The 17,699-nt window shown below is 54.8% G+C and carries 19 protein-coding genes; 12 read left to right on the forward strand and 7 right to left on the reverse strand.

From position 1 onward, the window contains the following. Positions 1-21 precede the first annotated feature (21 nt). The 5 genes from BP822_RS07825 to BP822_RS07845 all read left to right on the forward strand — a co-directional run bounded on the left by BP822_RS07825 (position 22) and on the right by BP822_RS07845 (position 4,783). Positions 22-723 (forward strand): precorrin-2 dehydrogenase/sirohydrochlorin ferrochelatase family protein, encoded by a 702-nt coding sequence (locus tag BP822_RS07825; protein WP_273271369.1) that lies wholly within the window; start codon positions 22-24, stop codon positions 721-723. Next, positions 665-1,912 carry a glutamyl-tRNA reductase gene (hemA, locus tag BP822_RS07830; protein WP_048132023.1) on the forward strand — a complete coding sequence of 416 codons (1,248 nt, stop codon included), beginning with the start codon at positions 665-667 and terminating at the stop codon, positions 1,910-1,912. The genes BP822_RS07825 and hemA overlap by 59 nt, the downstream gene beginning before the upstream one ends. Beyond that, positions 1,909-2,865, forward strand: a complete 957-nt coding sequence (gene hemB / locus BP822_RS07835) for a porphobilinogen synthase (RefSeq protein ID WP_013719199.1) — start codon at positions 1,909-1,911, stop codon at positions 2,863-2,865. The genes hemA and hemB overlap by 4 nt, the downstream gene beginning before the upstream one ends. Positions 2,866-3,197: 332 nt before the next feature. Further along, positions 3,198-3,644 (forward strand): hypothetical protein, encoded by a 447-nt coding sequence (locus BP822_RS07840; RefSeq protein ID WP_048132021.1) that lies wholly within the window; start codon positions 3,198-3,200, stop codon positions 3,642-3,644. After that, positions 3,641-4,783, forward strand: a complete 1,143-nt coding sequence (locus BP822_RS07845) for a PDDEXK nuclease domain-containing protein (protein ID WP_013719197.1) — start codon at positions 3,641-3,643, stop codon at positions 4,781-4,783. The genes BP822_RS07840 and BP822_RS07845 overlap by 4 nt, the downstream gene beginning before the upstream one ends. A 266-nt stretch (positions 4,784-5,049) precedes the next feature. Here BP822_RS07845 and rnhA read toward each other — a convergent pair whose 3' ends face one another. Together rnhA and BP822_RS07855 are read right to left on the reverse strand one after the other, a co-directional pair. After that, positions 5,050-5,499 carry a ribonuclease HI gene (gene rnhA, locus BP822_RS07850; RefSeq protein ID WP_013719196.1) on the reverse strand — a complete coding sequence of 150 codons (450 nt, stop codon included), beginning with the start codon at positions 5,497-5,499 and terminating at the stop codon, positions 5,050-5,052. A 72-nt stretch (positions 5,500-5,571) separates the two neighbouring features. After that, positions 5,572-5,823 (reverse strand): hypothetical protein, encoded by a 252-nt coding sequence (locus BP822_RS07855; protein WP_013719195.1) that lies wholly within the window; start codon positions 5,821-5,823, stop codon positions 5,572-5,574. A gap of 196 nt (positions 5,824-6,019) precedes the next feature. Between BP822_RS07855 and BP822_RS07860 the strand changes: the two genes are divergently transcribed. Together BP822_RS07860 and BP822_RS07865 are read left to right on the forward strand one after the other, a co-directional pair. Continuing rightward, on the forward strand, positions 6,020-6,463 hold the full coding sequence (locus BP822_RS07860) for a winged helix-turn-helix domain-containing protein (protein ID WP_013719194.1): 444 nt from the start codon (positions 6,020-6,022) through the stop codon (positions 6,461-6,463). A 302-nt stretch (positions 6,464-6,765) separates the two neighbouring features. Next, the gene (locus BP822_RS07865; RefSeq protein WP_013719193.1) at positions 6,766-7,830 is read left to right on the forward strand and encodes an NAD(P)/FAD-dependent oxidoreductase; all 1,065 of its coding nucleotides are present in this window, start codon (positions 6,766-6,768) and stop codon (positions 7,828-7,830) included. Between the two features lie 22 nt (positions 7,831-7,852). Here the strand turns inward: BP822_RS07865 and BP822_RS07870 are convergent, their stop codons facing one another. From BP822_RS07870 to BP822_RS07890, 5 genes are read right to left on the reverse strand one after another with little or no spacing between them, the layout of a single operon-like run. Continuing rightward, positions 7,853-8,317 carry a phosphopantetheine adenylyltransferase gene (locus tag BP822_RS07870; RefSeq protein ID WP_013719192.1) on the reverse strand — a complete coding sequence of 155 codons (465 nt, stop codon included), beginning with the start codon at positions 8,315-8,317 and terminating at the stop codon, positions 7,853-7,855. Between the two features lie 41 nt (positions 8,318-8,358). After that, positions 8,359-8,790 (reverse strand): adenylyltransferase/cytidyltransferase family protein, encoded by a 432-nt coding sequence (locus BP822_RS07875; protein WP_013719191.1) that lies wholly within the window; start codon positions 8,788-8,790, stop codon positions 8,359-8,361. Positions 8,791-8,824: 34 nt separating this feature from the next. Beyond that, entirely contained in the window at positions 8,825-9,241 is a 417-nt protein-coding gene (locus tag BP822_RS07880; protein WP_013719190.1) for a Mov34/MPN/PAD-1 family protein, read from the reverse strand. Continuing rightward, positions 9,238-10,107, reverse strand: a complete 870-nt coding sequence (locus tag BP822_RS07885; RefSeq protein ID WP_013719189.1) for a biotin--[acetyl-CoA-carboxylase] ligase — start codon at positions 10,105-10,107, stop codon at positions 9,238-9,240. The genes BP822_RS07880 and BP822_RS07885 overlap by 4 nt, the downstream gene beginning before the upstream one ends. A 2-nt stretch (positions 10,108-10,109) precedes the next feature. Further along, positions 10,110-11,594 carry an acetyl-CoA carboxylase biotin carboxylase subunit gene (locus BP822_RS07890; protein WP_048132018.1) on the reverse strand — a complete coding sequence of 495 codons (1,485 nt, stop codon included), beginning with the start codon at positions 11,592-11,594 and terminating at the stop codon, positions 10,110-10,112. Between the two features lie 74 nt (positions 11,595-11,668). On the opposite strand from BP822_RS07890, the gene BP822_RS07895 reads away from it, so the two are divergent. The 5 genes from BP822_RS07895 (at position 11,669) to BP822_RS07915 (ending at position 17,697) form a co-directional block, all read left to right on the forward strand. Beyond that, the gene (locus BP822_RS07895; protein WP_048132975.1) at positions 11,669-12,097 is read left to right on the forward strand and encodes a pyridoxamine 5'-phosphate oxidase family protein; all 429 of its coding nucleotides are present in this window, start codon (positions 11,669-11,671) and stop codon (positions 12,095-12,097) included. Beyond that, a complete protein-coding gene (locus tag BP822_RS07900; protein ID WP_286878087.1) occupies positions 12,098-13,702 on the forward strand; it encodes a replication factor C large subunit in 1,605 nt (534 codons plus the stop codon). It abuts the gene before it with no gap. A gap of 170 nt (positions 13,703-13,872) precedes the next feature. Further along, positions 13,873-14,601 (forward strand): RAD55 family ATPase, encoded by a 729-nt coding sequence (locus BP822_RS07905; protein ID WP_048132016.1) that lies wholly within the window; start codon positions 13,873-13,875, stop codon positions 14,599-14,601. A 7-nt stretch (positions 14,602-14,608) separates the two neighbouring features. After that, positions 14,609-16,393, forward strand: coding sequence for a glycosyltransferase (locus BP822_RS07910; protein WP_276620811.1), 1,785 nt, complete (start codon positions 14,609-14,611; stop codon positions 16,391-16,393). A gap of 65 nt (positions 16,394-16,458) precedes the next feature. Further along, entirely contained in the window at positions 16,459-17,697 is a 1,239-nt protein-coding gene (locus tag BP822_RS07915) for a glycosyltransferase family 4 protein (protein ID WP_048132014.1), read from the forward strand. The last annotated feature ends 2 nt before the right edge of the window (positions 17,698-17,699 follow it).

Here is a 17,699-nt window from a genome sequence, read left to right on the forward strand (position 1 = left end):
CTAATATGATACGGGAGTCTTATGGTTGCACCGGATGACTGCTCTTATAGGCCCCTCCTCCCCCTTTTTCTGGATATGAGCCAGAGGCTGGTGGTGATCTTCGGTGGGGGAAAGGTGGCGGAGAGAAAGGCCCTCCTCTTTTCCGATTACGGGCCGGTGCAGGTGGTCAGCCAGAGTTTCACCCCTAAACTCCTGGCATCAAAGGATCGGTGGGAGCTGACAGAGTGCGATCTTAGGGTTGATTTCAAGAGATATCTGCAGGGCGCATTCATCGCCATTCCCGCCACCAGCAACTCCCAGTTGAACCGGTCGATAGAGGAGGAGGCGATCCGGGTGGGAATTCTGGTTAACCGGGTGGAGGGCAGAGGGGAGGTGGTGGTTCCTTCCATTATCAGAAAGGGCCAGATCTCCATCGCCATTTCTACCGAGTCCCCCGGCTTGACCCGGTACCTCCGCCTCCGGCTGGAGGAGGAGCTGACCGAGGACTACCAGGGTATGGCAAAGCTTCTTGGTCGGTTGAGGCCTGAACTGAAGGAGCTCATACCCGGACAGGAGGATCGCGCCCGGGCAATCAGGAGCATCCTGGAGGACAAAGAGGTCTGGAGGCTTTTGGGCCACTCCTATGAAAAGGCCTATATGAGAGCCCGCTCACATGCATGCCAGGATGAGCGAGATAGCCTCGATGCTGGTTACTCACCGCACCGCCTCCATAGACGAGATTGAGAGAGCCTGGCACGGTGACGTAGAGACCATTCTTAAATGGGTGATGTCTCAGGACAGGGTAGAGGAATGCGCTGTTCTCAAGACCTGCAACCGAGTCGAGGTTTATGTGGTGGCACCGCGAGGGGAGAAGGTGCTCTTCGACCTGGCCAAGAAAGCGCGCGTATCATCTCGAATCATCGATTTTCATGATCACGACGAATCCCTGCTCCATCTTCTCCGCCTGGCCTCGGGCTTGGAGTCCATGATCATCGGAGAGGACCAGATCCTGGGACAGATGAAGGAGTTGACCCAAATCGCGATGAAGGCGGGAACAACTGGCTGGATGCTGGAGACTGCTTTTAAGAAGGCCATTCAGGTGGGTAAGAGGGTGCGCAAAGAGACCCGCATCAACGAGCGCTCGGTGTCGGTAGGCTCTGCAGCTGTCGACCTGGCTGAGGAGATCCTGGGTGACCTGAAGGGCAAATCAGTGCTGGTAATAGGCGCTGGCGAGACTGGGGAGCTAATATCCCGGGCACTGCTCAGCCGGGAGATCGGATCGCTGGCAGTCACCAATCGGACCCTTAGCTCAGCGGTCTGTCTGGCGGAGAGCTTGGGGGGAGAGGCAGTTCCATTTGATGATATGCCCCGCCGCCTTCATACTGCAGATGTGGTGATCAGCGCCACCTCTGCCCCCCATTACATCCTCCTCAAGAGCGACATAGAGATGGCCATGGCCGATAGAAGCAACAAGCTTCTCATAATCGATATCGCTAACCCCAGGGACGTGGACCAGGCTGCTGCCGAGGTTTCAGGGGTCGAGCTGCATAACATCGACAGCCTCAAGAACATCAGCCGGGAGAACATGATGCAGAGGATGGCAGAGGCGACACGGGTGGAGGAGATCATAACAGAAGAGCTGCAGCTTCTCCGGGCCAAGTACAAGAGGAAGGAGGCGGAAGAGCTGCTGGCTCGGCTTTACTCTCAGGCGGAGCTGATCAAGGACCAGGAGGTCAGAAAGGCCATGAACAAGCTCTCAGCCAGGCATACCCTGGGCGAGATCGAGCAGCAGGTCCTGTGCGATATGAGCCGCTCCATTGTGAATAAAATATTATCGGAGCCGACCAAATCGCTGAAGAGCGCTGCGGAGAGGGGAGACCTGGAGATACTGAAGTCATTGTGCGAGCTGTTCCGGCTGGAGGAGAAGATATGAGGAGAATGAGGCGGCTGAGAGTGCCGGGGATCAGAGAGATGGTTTCCGAGACGGATCTGGGCATCCAGAACCTGGTCCAGCCCATATTTGTAGATGAGAGGATAACCGAGCCGAGGATGATCGAATCCATGCCCGGCCAGTATCATCAGAGCATAGAGAGCGTGGCAGCAGAGGCAGGAGCGCTGGAGGATCTGGGGGTGCCAGCAGTGCTGCTATTCGGCCTGCCCTCCACCAAGGATGAGATGGGCTCGGCTGCAGCCGATCCCGATGGCGTGATCCAGAAGGCGGTGCGGGCAATCAAGGAATGCACCAGTCTTTTGGTCATAACCGACCTGTGTCTGTGCGAGTACACCAGCCACGGCCACTGCGGCCTGGTCCGGGGAGAGCGAGTACTGAACGATGAGACCCTTCCCCTGCTGGGTGAAGTGGCAGTGAGCCAGGCCCAGGCGGGAGCGGATATAGTCGCCCCCAGCGGAATGATGGATCATATGGTGCGGGCCATTCGCACCTCTTTGGACTGGGAGGGATTCGCCGATACCCCCATTCTCTCTTATTCCGCCAAGTATGCCTCCACATTCTACGGTCCCTTCCGGGAGGCGGCCCAGTCGGGCTTCGCATTCGGCGATCGCCGGGGATACCAGATGGATCCGGCCAACTTTGCCGAAGCCCTGTGGGAGGTGCAGCTGGACATCGAGGAAGGGGCGGATATGGTGATGGTCAAGCCGGCCATGCCCTATTTGGATGTGCTCCGGGCAGTAAAGGAGATGTTCGGCATGCCCACTGCTGCCTATCAGGTATCTGGAGAGTACTCCATGATCCAGGCCGCCGCTGAGCGGGGCTGGCTGGATGAGCGGGCCGCCTTTCTGGAGTCGTTGATGTGTATTAAGAGGGCGGGGGCGGATATGATCATCACCTACTGGGCGAAGGAGTATGCCAGGCAATGCGAAGGATGATCCTGCAGATAATCGATACGGCTCCTCGCTATTTAGTATGGGTAAACTCTAATCGTATATTCTCTGTGTCTCCGCGCCTGTGGTGAAGGGCTATGCACTAACCCAACCTCAGAAAGCAGAGGTGCAAAGGCAATAGTTTCAGCTGGACCTCACCCACACAATTCGGCGAGGAGCCACAATAAGGCTATTGAAGTCTTTGCCAAAGCCAAAGAGCTGGGGCTATACGAGCTGATTCCAGCCCTCATGAGTACGTGTAAGCTACAAGATCCCATCTCTGGCGGAGGTATCACGGCCAGTTATAGTAGTTCTGACGAGAAGTCTGAGTAGTAAATGTGATTAAATGGCCCCTAACGAATGATTCACTGGAAGAGGTTGTAGAGCCCCTCATTTCTGAACTCAGGTGCCCAGAGGACTTCCGAAATCTGGTTCAAGCTCGAGACTCAGGCCAGATCGTCATGGCATTGAATGGCAGCGTATCATTTGTATACAAAGCCGTAGACAGCACGATCATTGGCCGCATGGAGTTCAGGCTACCCCCAGAAGTTCTGAAACTTCTGCAGCTGACACCCAACCGGCCGATGGCATTGCAGGGGAACGCTCGGGAGCTGGCCAGGATGATGAAAGCAGAGGTGTTGGGGATCCAAGGAGATAGGACGAGTGCAGAGACGAAGGTTACTATAACCAGTAAATGTTATGGGCAGATAATGAGGTCATATGTCCCCAATGCAGAGCCTTGTCTCACATTACTTATGATGCTTGAGGAGACGATGATGCCATGAAGAAAGCCTTCCGAATGAGAGAAGAACAGGACCCTGCTGGCAAAATAGCAGAATCGGAAGAGAATGAGGTATCCGTTGCCTCCGAAGAGCTTGTCGGCAGCATCCGGCCACTCATAGAGCAGGCAAAGGCCCGTGTCGCTCAATCAGTAAACTCCGAGCTTGTGCTCCTCTACTGGCAAATCGGCAAGCGCATCCGCTATGATCTGCCAGCCGAGAGCCGGGCTGAGTATGGGGCGAAAGTTGTCGAGCTGGTGAGCGAGAGGCTGGCTGCAGAGTACGGGAAGGGCTTTCGCCGCAGCAATGTCTTTCACATGATCCATTTTGCCGAGGTCTTCGATGATGCCAAGATAGTCCAGACACTGTCTGGACAATTATCATGGTCCCATTTCATTGAGATCATCTACCTCAAGGATCCTCTGCAGCGACAGTTCTACACCGAGATGGCCAGGGTGGAGCGCTGGAGCGTGCGAACCTTGAGAAAGAAGATCCAGGGCATGCTTTATGAGCGCACCGCCATCTCCCGTAAGCCGGAGGAGCTGGCCAGACAGGAGCTGGTGGCTCTGCAGGATGATGACCGCATGACCCCCGATCTGGTCTTCCGGGATCCCTATCTACTGGACTTCCTGGGGCTGGAGGACATCTACAGCGAGCGGGATCTGGAGGCAGCCATCCTCCGGGAGCTGGAGAGGTTCCTGCTGGAGTTGGGTACGGACTTCAGCTTCATCGCCCGGCAGAAGCGTATGACCATCGGAGACAGGGACTTCTACCTCGACCTGCTCTTCTATCACCGCAGCCTGCATCGTCTGGTGGCCATAGAGCTCAAGCTGGGCAGCTTCGATGCTGCCTACAAGGGCCAGATGGAGCTTTATCTGCGCTGGCTGGACAGATACGAGCGTCGGCCGGGTGAGGAGCCGCCCATAGGGCTGATCCTGTGCGGCGAGAAGAACCGGGAGCAGATTGAACTTTTGCAGCTCGACCGGGGCGAGATCAGGGTGGCTGAATATCTGGTGGAGCTACCACCGAGGGAGATGCTGGAGGCCAAGTTGCATGAGGCCATACGGCTGGCTAAGGGGCAGGTGGAAGCAAGAGAAGAAAAGCCTCCTGGATGGGATCGCCACAATAGCGGTTCTTCAGGATGAACGCCCGGTCCTGAAGAGAAATCGGAAACGCATAAAACCGCATCTACTAAGGCATAGTGCTGCTTCATGGTGGCTGGATGCCGGGATTCATATCGAGGATGTAGCCGGGCATCTCGGACATGCCAGCCAAGCTTTTTGACAATGAACTCCTTATAGGCAATACTGCGCCCGTTACGGTGTGTATCTTTTTTGTCCTTATCCAAAGGATCGCTCTGCAACTCAATTTATCACTCAGCTTCTAAGCCAAGCAAAAGGCACAAGCGGCATCAATTAGCAGATACCGAATCAGAGCCGCTCTTTTTCCTTCGCACATAGCTCTCATACGCCACCCGTGAGAGCCGGTCTGCCTCTTCGTTCTTCTCTCGCGGAACCCATTGAAAGCTCACCTCCTTTCCCACCAGAAGCTCCTTGATCTGGGGGACATACCTCTTGGAGGTGGCCGAGTTCACCCGGTACTCCCCTTTCATCTGCTTGATCACCAGCTCCGAGTCCCCCCGGATCTGTATCTTCTCATCGATCTCCTCGTCATTCAGCCACCGGGCTGCGGCCAAGAGGCCCTCGTACTCCGCCACGTTGTTGGTCATCCCCCGGCCCTCCCCTACAGCGCCAAAGCCCTTCCAGATCGGCTCCTTGTCGCGGCAGATCAGATAGCCATAGGCCGCCACTCCACCGGGATTTTTGGGATAGCAGAGGCCGTCGAAGTAAACAGTGATCATCTCAAGAGTCAGACTGCATGTGCCATTATAAAAATTGTATGCAACTGTTCCTGTCCCATTAAAAAAACATTTTTATTCTTTTAAGACATCCCGGATGAGATTATCTATATCAGCCTTCTTTTGCGGGTTCAATGACACATGAAGGCCATAACCAGTTTGCTTGGGAAGCAAGAACTCCCCTATGATAAGCTCTTCTGCTGCGTCTTTCGCTTGGCCGCGAAGATGTTTCGGGATGCCCTTTGTGAGATCGTCGTATGCGGTATGACGACCGCCCCAATACCCATGCCTGCGGAGCTTCTTTAAGATCTGCGCTTTTAAGATCAAATTTATATCTTCGCTCAGCCATTCAACCCCTAAATATTCAGTTATATTTTATTTGTGTTCACTTTTTAAAACAATACTAGCAAAGTATTTAAACCTTATTGCATACTAGTACATACTAGTACATATTAGTATCTACTACTTATCCGTACACCCATGTGCATTGATATGGGGAAAACGGAAGAGGAGGAGGAAGAAAATGGATGAGTCCTTATTCATAAGAGTACTTGGAATTAAAAGCCCAGTGCTAAAGGTACTGGACTTTTTAATGGATAACGAGTGCTTTGATTATTCAAAAACAGATATAGCAGAAGGTGCAAATCTAAGTAGAGCCACACTATTCAAGGCGTGGCCTAAATTAGAGGCGTTGGACCTGATTACCGCCACCAGGTCAGTAGGCCAAGCGAAGATGTACAGGTTGAATAAAAAGAACCCCATCGTAAAGAAGCTCATGGAGCTGGATGACACGATCTCCGAGTATTTTGCTCTGAAATACTGCGACTCTAGGGCATGTTCCTGCAATGACATTTCAGATGTAGTAGGGCCGGGCCAGGATTTGATAAAAGAGATCATCAAGTATGAGAGCGATTCGCCCAGTGATGAAAGAGACCGGAATGAACAGCTGCTGTTAGCTAATGAATGAATATTGATCCAGCTTCTAATTTCACCGGGACCGTCAACTTCATAGTTCTGGCCTTCTGCCTAGCCGTCTCCGAATCAATTTTCCTAGTGCTTCCCAGGTGCTCATTTTGAGTCTTATCACCCTCGCCCCAGGAGGCACTCCAGTAGTGTAGATCTGAATTCCCTTTTGCTTTCCCTGGCCTAATGAAAATACATCATCGATAGGCTTAAAAGAGGTCTTCAGATTCGATGCATTTATAACCGACGTGTCCAATCAGAGAAATCGACGATTCACAGCCACGGGTCTGAGAGGTTCAAAAGATCATGAAGGTAGCGGTTATTGGCGGAGGCATTGCCGGCGCAGAGCTGATAAGAGTGGCGGCACCCTGCCCACTGGAGTTCACCCTGATCGAGCCCAAAAAGCAGATAGAGATGCAAGCCCTCTATCCCGAGTATCTGGGAGGGGTCGCCAGGCTGCAGGACCTGGCCGCCCCCCTCAAACCATTTTGCGAGCGGGTGGGAGCCCATCACATCCAGGAGAAGGCCCTCCGCCTGGAGGGAAGCACCGTGGTCTGCGAGAGGTCACAGGTGGAGTTCGACTATGCAGTCATCGCCACCGGTGCCGCTCAGAACTACTTCGGCATCCGGGGCGTCGAGAACACCTTCTCCATCAACACCCTGGAGGAGACCAAGAGGGCCCGACGATTCGTGGAGGATAACTATCCGGAGAGGATCATGATCATGGGCTCGGGCCTCACCGGGGTGGAGGCGGCATCCATCCTGGCGGAGAGCCTTGATGCCAGCATATATGTCATTGAGGCGAGGGAGCGCGTCCTGCCCCAGTTCTCAGCTCAAACGTCCGAGCTGGTGGAGAGGGCCCTGTCCAAGAGGGGGGTGAACATCCTCACCTCCACCCAGGTGGCTGAGGTCAAGAAGGACTGCATAATGTTCACCGACGATACCTGCCTGGACTGCGATATGGCCATATGGACGGCAGGAGTGAAGCCCTCCCAGTTTATCCAGGATCTGGACCTGCCCAAGAAGAACGGCTGGCTGCTGGTGGACCCCTACCTCAATTTAAAGAGCAATCTGTTTGCTATAGGCGATTGCGCCTGGGTGGAGATCGATGGCCGTCTGGCCACCAAGACCGGTCTGGAGGCGGAGAGGCAGGCCAAGTACCTCGCTCGCCATCTCTCTCATCTGATAAAAGGTAGGGCCCTGGAGAGGTATTCGGTCCGGGCCAGCACCGACAGCCAGGTAGCGCTCATATCCCTGGGCTCGGACTGCGCAGTGGGTGTGGTGGGGAAGACCTGCATTGGAGTGCCCACCAGGCTGATCTACTCTCTGAAGAGCTGGATCGATAAGTCATTTATCAAGAGATTTAAGTAGAATATAGGGTTTCGATCCGTCTTCAGCCAACTAAGACCCGACCATGCCGGTCGATCTTCCCCTCAGATACCCTGGTGGAGCTAATCCGGACCTTATCCTGGGCCATCTGATACTCTATCTCTGATATCTGCAGGGGCGGCAGGTTCTTCTTGGCCCGGAGGCGGTTTATCTTCTCCGCCATAGGCAGGGTCTCAGGGGATACCACAATAAAATCGAAGCACTCATAGATCGATGGACCGCATTGGTCTGTGATCTTCGTGATATGAACATCGTCAATCCCAAAGCATTTCTTGATTACCGCGCGCAGGTTCTTCTCTCGTACCTCATAGTTGCGCACCGATCTGGTCCTGCTCGACCTGGCCATCTCGTCTGAGGTTAGGCCTATAACCACCTCCCCATCTCCACTCAACTCAAAAGCGCGCCGGAGCAGGGCTAAATGACCGTCATGAATGGGATCGAAGGTGCCTCCTACCGCGACTCTGGCCATACAGGCCCGCAAACTATCAGTGCCGTATAAGTACTTGGCGGCTAGATACGACGACCCCGGAATCGTTCAAGGATCTTGTTGACGATACGCCTGGAGCTGCACAGCTCACAGGGCTCCTGCTCTTCTATTCTCACAATCCTGGGATGCAGGCCGCGACGGAAGAGATCATGCTCCAGGCGTAAGGGATCGAAGTGCTGGTCAAAGCCCAGGGTGATTATGTCCGGCCGGAGGTCCTCTATGGTCCGGAAGATATCGCCCACCTCGCCCAGAATCGCTCTATCCACCGGCTTTAAGGATTCTATCATCCTCCGCCTCTGCTCCTCGGGCAGGATGGGTTTGGCCTTATGGCGCACATTTACATCCCTGGCGACTATCACCACCAGCTCATCTCCCAGGGCTTTTGATCGCTCCAGATAAAGGACATGCCCGGGATGGAGAAGGTCGAAGGTGCCGGTGGCAACTACCAGCGTCACTGCTCAATCTCCGTTCCCGGCTTGTGCCGCCTCTTCAATCGAGATCATCATCAAAGTCATCGTCATCGAACTTTACATCCAGGATAGGAAGGTCTCGCCTCACTCCTGATGCATTATAGCAGACCCAGCTCTGCTCATCGAACGGCGGGCCGACGATGATATGGTAGTCGCCGGTGCGAGAGAAGAACAGGAGATCCGGCTCTGAGGGGCGGAGCGCTCCTGAGGGATGGCTGTGAACAGAACCCGCAACCTGCATATTGGGAAGCATATAGAGCCGGACCAGAGCGCTCATGCGGGAGCTCTCTGTGCCAGGCAGTATCAGAACCTCGGTTATGATCTCACCATCCGCCTGGAGAAGTCCGGCGAACTCCGACGGGGCTGTGGACCGCGATGCCTCCAGTATAAAATTCAGAGTGTCTCTGGCAATGCCAGCTATCCGCTTCCTTCTCATAGTCCTCCCATTCCCCGCAGATGGATACAGTCCCCTGCCAGAACTCGAACCAGCTCGTCATCCCTCCTCAACAATAAGGCCCCATCTTCCGCCAGGTCCTCCACCTCACCCACCAGCTCTCCAGAGTTTGCAGAGATGCGCACCATCCTGCCAATGGTTACGGAGCGGCGGCGCCACTCATCATAGATCTCCATCGATCCCAAATTCTCATATGCCCTCTCTATCTCCAGGAGAGTTCTCTGGATCAGAGCAGTGCGAGAGACCTCAGATCCACCCTCTCGGGACAAAGATGTCGCCATCCAGTCATCTGGGAAAGCGGACGGATCGATATTGGCGTTGATGCCCACACCCACAACGGCATATTCCAGCCGTTCCCCCTCTGCCTGAACTTCCATCAATATGCCTCCCACCTTCCTCTCCCCGATCAGAAGGTCGTTGGGCCACTTGATTCCCGGATTGAGGCCGAGCAAATTGGATATGGCTCTGCAGACGGCAACGCAGATTGCCATATTGATCTGATAGGCGAGAGCTATGGGGATATCCGGCCTCAGAATGAGGCTCATCCAGATTCCTCCTGATGGCGATTCCCAGTGTCTGGAGAGCCTGCCCCGCCCCCTGGTCTGAACCTCAGCCAAGATGACTGTGCCACTCTCGCCTTTTTGAGCCAGCGAAATGGCCAATTCATTGGTGGAGGCAAGCTGGGCAAAGAGGCGCATGTCCCTTCCCAGCCACCTGGTACCGAGGCAGGAGAGGATCCGATCTTTGTCCAGTGGAGCCAACTCTCTATCCCTGTGATGGGGACCGGCGCTCAGCTTGGACCTCCGGCGAGCCTCAGCGGATGATGCATCACCCCCGTAAGCAGCCACTATCAGCTCTTCTCCTCCAGCTTCTGCTGGCTCAGGTATGAACCCACTGCAGCTGCGATCGCTGCCACTTTGCGGTTATCAGCCCCAAGAGCAGACGCTAAAGACTCGTTCTTGTCATGATCCTCTGCTGCTACCCTCTTCACCGCTTCGGCGATGTTCTCCTCCTTGATGAAGCCGGTATTGAAGTCACCACTTCTGAACCTGGCATTCCTGAGCACTGCCTTATGGAAGATGAGGTTGGTCTTAACCCCCACGATGATATACTCATAGAGGGCCCGCTCCATTCTGGCAATTGCTTCTCTACGGTCCTTGCCATGGGCGACGAGCTTGGAGATCAAGGAATCGTAGTAAGGAGGAATCAGGTAGCCGGAATATACCCCGCTGTCCACCCTGATCCCCGGACCGCCGGGACTCCTGTATCCCTTGATCCTCCCAGGAGCAGGAGAGAAATCGTTTAACGGGTCTTCTGCATTTATTCGGCACTCTATTGCCCAGCCCCGTATTTGCATGTCGCTCTGATCGTAGTTCAGGGGCTGGCCGGCGGCGATGAGGATCTGCTCTTTGGCCAGGTCCACCCCGGTCACCATCTCGGTGATGGGATGCTCAACCTGCAAGCGGGTGTTCATCTCCAGGAAGTAGAAGTCTCCCCGGGAGTACATGAACTCCACCGTCCCGGCGCTGGCGTATCCAATGGCTTTGGCCGCTTTGACGGCGATGGAGCCCATCCTCTCGCGCAGCTCATCGCTCATCACCGGCGAGGGTGACTCCTCTATAAGCTTTTGGTGGCGGCGCTGGATGGAGCACTCCCGGTCGGAGACATATATCGTCTTTCCCATCTCATCCGCCAGGATCTGGAACTCGATATGTCTGGGCTCGGTGAGATACTTCTCGATGTATATCGTATCGTCGCCGAAGGCATTGCGGGCTACGGACTGAGATGAGGTCAGAGCGGGCAGCATCTCCTCCCGGCTTCCCACGATCTTCATGCCGATTCCCCCACCGCCTGCCGCCGGCTTGAGGATGATCGGGTAGCCGATGCCGTCCGCCAGGTCCATCGCTTCATCCGGATCGTTGATCCCCTCTTCAATGCCCGGAACGATTGGCACCCCTGCCTCCTTCATGGTCTGACGGGCGGTGATCTTCGAGCCCATAGCGTCAATGGCAGTGGATGGTGGTCCAATGAACACGATGCCATTTTCCTTGCAGGTGGAGGCGAAGACGGTGTTCTCGGATAAAAAGCCATATCCAGGATGGATAGCCTCTGCACCGGTCTCCAGGGCGGCCTTGATTATGTTGTCTATCTTCAGGTAGCTCTGGCTGGATGGAGATGGGCCTATGAAGACTGCTTCATCAGCGTACTTGGCGAAGAGGGCATTTTTGTCCGCTTCGGAGTAGACGGCCACGCTCGGGATGCCCAGCTCCCGGCAGGCTCGCATAACCCGGATGGCGATCTCTCCCCGGTTGGCTATCAGGATCTTGTTGAACATCCGCATATGAAAGTCTCTGCCAGGGTAAAACCTTTTTGGCAAAAGATAAAAACCTGGAGGACCAAATGCAGATCATGAAACCCAGGGAGCTATCAGATGATGAATGCATAGCACTCCTCTCCTCAGCCAGATACGGCAGGCTAGGACTATCCAGAGAAGACCAGCCTTATGTGGTTCCAATGTCCTTTGTGTACCACGAGGGCAAAATCTACCTTCATTCCCGTGGGATGGGAAGAAAGGTCCAGTATGCTGCTGAAAATCCGCGGATCTGCTTTCAGGTAGACCATCTGGAGAAGGGAAAATGGACGAGCGTCAATGCCTTCGGCAGGGCAGAGCTATCGGATGACATAGAAGCCAAGCAGAGGATGTTCGATGTCTTCACCAGAAAGGGTTTGGGCGGCCATGGAGGCAAGAGCTTTCAACGCCAGGACCTGGAGAGGATGGATATGACCATATGGGAGATTGTCATCGATGAGCTGACGGGAAGAGAGGGCGTCTGGTAGATGCCCGCACCTTTAAAGTGGACGGAGAAGTATCGTCCAGCCACCCTCAAGCAGGTTCTTGGCAATGGCAAGGCGATAGACGACCTGCGGGAGTGGGCTCTCTCCTGGGAGAGAAGCGAGCCCATCACCGGCGCGGTCATTCTATACGGCCCGGCGGGAACGGGAAAGACTTCGGCGGCTTTAGCCCTGGCACATGATTTCGATTGGGATTACATTGAGATGAATGCCTCAGATGCTCGCACCGCAGGCATGATCGAGAAGATTGCCGTTCCAGCATCGCGAAGTCAGACGTTCTCCGGAAAACCGAGGCTGGTTATTTTAGATGAAGCAGACAACCTCCATGGCACTGCCGACCGAGGCGGAGCAGCGGCCATGCTCCGCCTGGTCAGGAATACTCTCCAGCCAGTGATACTGATTGCCAATGAGTACTATGAGATCGATAAGTCACTCCGAGATGCGACCCGGGGAATTCAGTTCCGGTCGGTGCGCTCCACCACCATCGCCCAGGCATTGAGGGCGATCTGCCAGGCTGAGGGCATAGACTGCAATCCCGATCTGCTGGTTACGATCGCCGAGAGGGCAGGGGGAGACATGCGCTCCGGGATCAACGATCTGCAGGCAGCCGCCGAAGGCCAGGAGACGCTCAGGGAAGAGGATCTGGCCACTGCCCAGAGGGATGTCAAATCCTCCATCTTCCGGGTGCTGGAGGTGATCTACAAGGGCAATAACGCCAAGGAGGCCCTGGAAGCGTCCTATAATCTGGACGAGAGCCCGGAGGATCTGATCAACTGGGTGGATGAGAACCTGCCCCTGGCATACTCCGGCCAGGATCTCCTCCGGGGCTTCGAGACCCTGGCTCGAAGCGACATATTTCTGGGCAGGGTACGGCGGAGGCAGAACTACGGCCTGTGGCGCTATGCCAGCTATCTCATGACCGGCGGAGTGCAGGCGGCAAAGAAGGAGCGCAGGCATGGTTATGTGGCCTTCCGTCCACCCAGCCTGTGGCGAAGGATGGGCCAGACCCGCAAAGTCAGATCGATAAGGGACTCTGCCGCCAGAAAGATCGGCAGGCACTGCCATGTATCGCTCACCTTCGCCCGCTCGGAGCTGATGGACTTTGTGGGAATGCTGCTCAAAGACAAGAAAGGCGCTCCCCAACTGGCCGCCCGGTTGGATCTGACCGCAGAGGAGATCGCTCTGCTCATGGGAAGCTCTCCTGGCACAAAGAAGGTGCAGAACATCTTCGAGGAAGCGATGAGAATTCAAAGCAGAGAACAGATCGAGGAGATAGAGCTGGCATGGCGGAAGAGCAGCCAACCCACCCTCAATAAGAGATCTGATGGCCTTCTCCAGACGCTCTCTGTGGAGGGCCTGCCAGATGATGAGACTCGTCACCCTGCAAGGGCGCCGGCAGGGCAGGACAGCCAGTCTGCTGCCCCTTCCGTTCACCGCCCGGAAACAGGGCTGAATGGACCGGAGGCGAAAGAGCCTGGGAGAAGAGGCAGGCCAAGGAAGACAGAGGGTGAGGCTAATGAAGGCAAAAAGGATATCAAGGAATCCACCTTCAAGTCAGGGAAAAGGCAGAAGTCCCTATTCGACTTTTGATCTCTGGCGGGAGCCTAAAGCTTCTTGAGCAGTGATCTGTCTGAAGATTCCCATATTTTCAGACGGAATAACCAGCAAGCTTAACCGAAAGGGCTAACTAGCATAATTGAGAAAATAAACTGCAGCGGGCGCTGCAAACTAAAGCGCAAGAGCTGCAAGGGGTGTTAATTATGGCAGTACAAGGCAGCAAATTTCCTAGAATGAAATCCGGCATACCTGGTTTTGATGAAATGGTAGGTGGCGGATTTCATCAAGGAACTGTAAATACCATAACCGGTTCCTCAGGCACCGGCAAGACTGTTTTCGCCAGCCAGTTCATTCACCACGGCATCGGACAGGGGGAGAAGGGAATGATCATCACTCCCTCTGAGAGCGCAGAATATATGAGACGGGAGATGATGTCCTCCTTTGGCTGGGACTTTGGCGCATTGGAAAATGATGGGAAGCTGAGCCTCATAGACGTTACAGACCCAGTTCTCAGGCTGCAGAAGAGCATCGATGTCGATCCGGTGGATTTTCTCATCAACTTCAGAAAGCTTGTGGAGAGAAAGCTGCAGGAAGAAAAGCCTAAAAGGCTATTCATCGACGATCTGACTGCATTTTTTATGGCGGTAGAAGCGCCCTTTAAGATCCGTTCGCTGACGGATGACCTCTTCGGCACCATCCGCTCCAGCGGAGTGACCTGCTTGGTCACCATAGGCACCGCTTTTGGCACCAATCAGTTCCTGGAGTATGGAGCAGACTCCGCCACCATGCTGAACCGGGAGAGAATAGGTAATACGCTCATCAGATCGATCTATGTAATGAAGATGAGGGGCTCGAAGATCGCCAATAGCATCCGGGTGCTGGACATATCGGACGATGGCATCTCCGTATCAACGCTCTCTCCTTATCCATGAGGTTGGAATGATAGAAAGATGGATCATCCTGGCAGCAGAGGAAGCGGGCCCCATCTCCAATAAGATGGGAGGCATATGGAATGTGGTGGATGCCGAGGCCACAACCCTCGCCCGGCTGGTGGCTAAAGGGGAATTAGATAGCGAATTTCGTATCCTGGTGGTCGGCCCCAACTATCCCACTGCCGGATCGGATTGGAATACCGGCCGAAACCGGGTGACGGACATATCGGCACTCAACCGGCTGGACATGGGTGAGGAGCTCGCCCTAACCCTGGCGGAGTTGAACTCCCTGGGAATGGAGAGCGTCACCGGCCAACGGGTCGAGGAAAGCGTTCCCATCGGCTATGTTCTGTTTAATACCAATTACTATCAGTCTCGATTGGTGCGCTGGAAGGACCGAGAGATGACATTGAATAATGCCATTAAGACAGAGGCCTTCGATCTATTGGGACTGGACTCAATGAGATTTGAGAAGGAGCACTATGGCTGGGAGTATAATCACTATTTAAACCTCTCCTATGCGGTCTCGGAGCTGGTGCGTATCCTCGCTCAGTCACCTGAGGAGAGCACAAAGAAGTATGCAGATAAGGCGGTGGTCGAGTTTGCCCGGTCGGTTATGCCCAGGGTGAGGGCCTCACTGCACTGCCATGAGTTTGGGATCTTCTATGCCGCCGCCAGGCTGGAGAAGCTGGGCATTCCGGTAAGAACTCTCTGCACCTTCCATGCAACCGTTCCCGGCAGGACGGCAGGCTACCGGTCGCTGGAGAAGATCAGAAAGAATGACTCAAAAATGGAACCTGGAACCCCTCTGGGCTTTGCCGCTCTGGAGGCGCTGGCCCGCTATGCCGATGGGGTCACATTCGTGGGCGACTCGACGATGAAGGAGGCAATGCTCTTTTACCGCATGAAAGGGGTCGTCATTCGCAATGGAATCGATGTTAGGGTCGATCGAATCGATTGGAATAAGAAGGAGCGCTGCCGGGCACGGATTCAGGATTTCATCATCAATAACCTCTATAAGAACTGCGAGGGCAGCTGCCCGGAGAGGGAAAATATCATTCCCGTATTCTCCATTTCCAGGATAGAGATAGAGAACAAAGGTTATCCTCAGCTTCTCGATGCCCTGGTGCTTCAGGATCATCTCCTGCGGCACAGAATGATGGGACAGCGACATGCAGATCAGACTCGGGTGGTGTGCTTCCTCATCGCCTCCCATGGGCCCAAATCCAAGGATAAGCTTCCCGAGGGCTTTCCCATCAACCTTCCCATAGAGGTTCTGTTGGGCGATGAGATCCGCCTGGAGAATATGATCAATGATCGACGGCTCAACAAGGATGAGCTGATCTCCGGCCGGAGATCGGTGGCTGCCGTTCTGTATCCCCAATGGCTGGGACCGAATGACGGCGGCCTGGGAATGAGAACGGACGAGGTCATGGCCGGCTGCGTCGCTGGCATCTTCCCCTCACAGTACGAACCCTTTCTTCTCACCGCATTGGAGGCGGGAAGGGAAGGAACCCCCAGCATCGTCAGCCGGAGCGCAGGATTCAGCGATGCCCTGAAAAAGGTCGAGCATCGGGTGCCAGGGCTGGGTGGGGTTGTAGTTGTGGACAACATCGAACTGCAGCCTCAGGAGACGGTTATGGACTATGCCCTAGCTCTGGATTACTTCTCCCGGACCTATCTGGAGGACGATGTGAAATACCGGCTGCTGTGCGAGGAGTCGTTCTCCCTGGCCAGGCAGTTCAGTTGGGACCAGCCCGTAATGGAGTATTATAAAAATCTGACCGTCTGACCTCGGATAAAATTCCGGTCTGAATTAAAATAAACCATCATCAGGAGTGACATCGATTGAAGTCAATGCGAATCGCCTATTTCAGCACCGAGTACCCCCCCCTAGTCTATGGTGGGCTGGGGGTCTATGCAGATAACATATCTCGCTCTTTGGTTGCCCTTGGCCAGAAGGTCACCGTCTTCTCCTGGGGTTCGAAGGAGTCTCCCAGGCATGAGATGCTGGTCGGGGTGGATGTCTTCCGAGAGATGCCCCTTGCGATGAGGGACGGAATGGAGATCTTTCTCTCCCCCCAGACCTTGCGGTGGGGTCAGGGCTTGGATTATCTGCTCAACCTGTTCAGCTACAACCAGCTCGCTCTTGACCATCTGAAAGAAGAGGATCGTTTTGATCTGCTCGTCTCCCATGACTGGCTGGCCCTCCCTGGTGGCATGGCTGCCAGGAGAGAAGGGACTCCACTGATTTATCATGTCCATGGCCTGGAGACCGGCCGGTCCTCAAATCCTAACCCGCAAATCGTGGCTCTAGAGCACAAGGGCCTAGAGGTAGCAGACCTGGTGATAACCGTATCCGAGGCCATGAAAAGGGAGCTGGCCGGTCAGGGGATTTCTGAGGACAAAATCCGGGTCTGCTATCATGGAGTGGACTGCGAGTTCTTCGATCCTGAAAAGGTAGATCGAGAATCCCTGGTTGCTTTGAGAGAGAGATACGGCTTTGATGAGGATGATATCGTAATTCTCTTCGTAGGACGGCTGGAGCCGGTCAAAGGTATCAGAGAGCTCTTCTCCGCCCTGCCCAGTGTTCAGTCGGAGTACAATAGGGTTAAGCTCCTGGTGCTGGGGGTCGGCAGCCTGGATGGATGGGCTAAAGTAGAGGCTGAGCGGCAGGGCAATATAACTCTCGTCACCGATTTCGTCGATGCCGAGGAGAAGAGGCTTCACTATGCCCTTGCCGACCTATGCGTATTTCCCAGCCTGTATGAGCCGTTCGGAATAGTGGCCCTTGAGGCAGCGGCCATGGGCAAGGCGGCTGTGGTAGGGGCGGCAGGCACCAGCGGCCTGGCGGAGATCGTCAAGAATCCGGCTGAAGATGAGCCGACGGGGGTTCATGTCAATGCCCGCGATCCAGCCGATCTGGCCTGGGGAATCAACCTCGCCCTGGAGGATAAAGAACGTCTCCTGTCCTGGGGAAAAAACGCCAGAAAGAGAGCCCAAACCAACTTCAGCTGGCAGAAGGCAGCGGAGAGCACCCTGGCCATCTACGAGGAGGCAATCGCGTTTTTCAGAAAGAGATCAGAGGGATTATAGGC

Source organism: Methanosaeta sp. UBA458 (genome assembly GCF_002496085.1).
In the GTDB taxonomy this organism is placed as follows: domain Archaea; phylum Halobacteriota; class Methanosarcinia; order Methanotrichales; family Methanotrichaceae; genus Methanothrix; species Methanothrix soehngenii.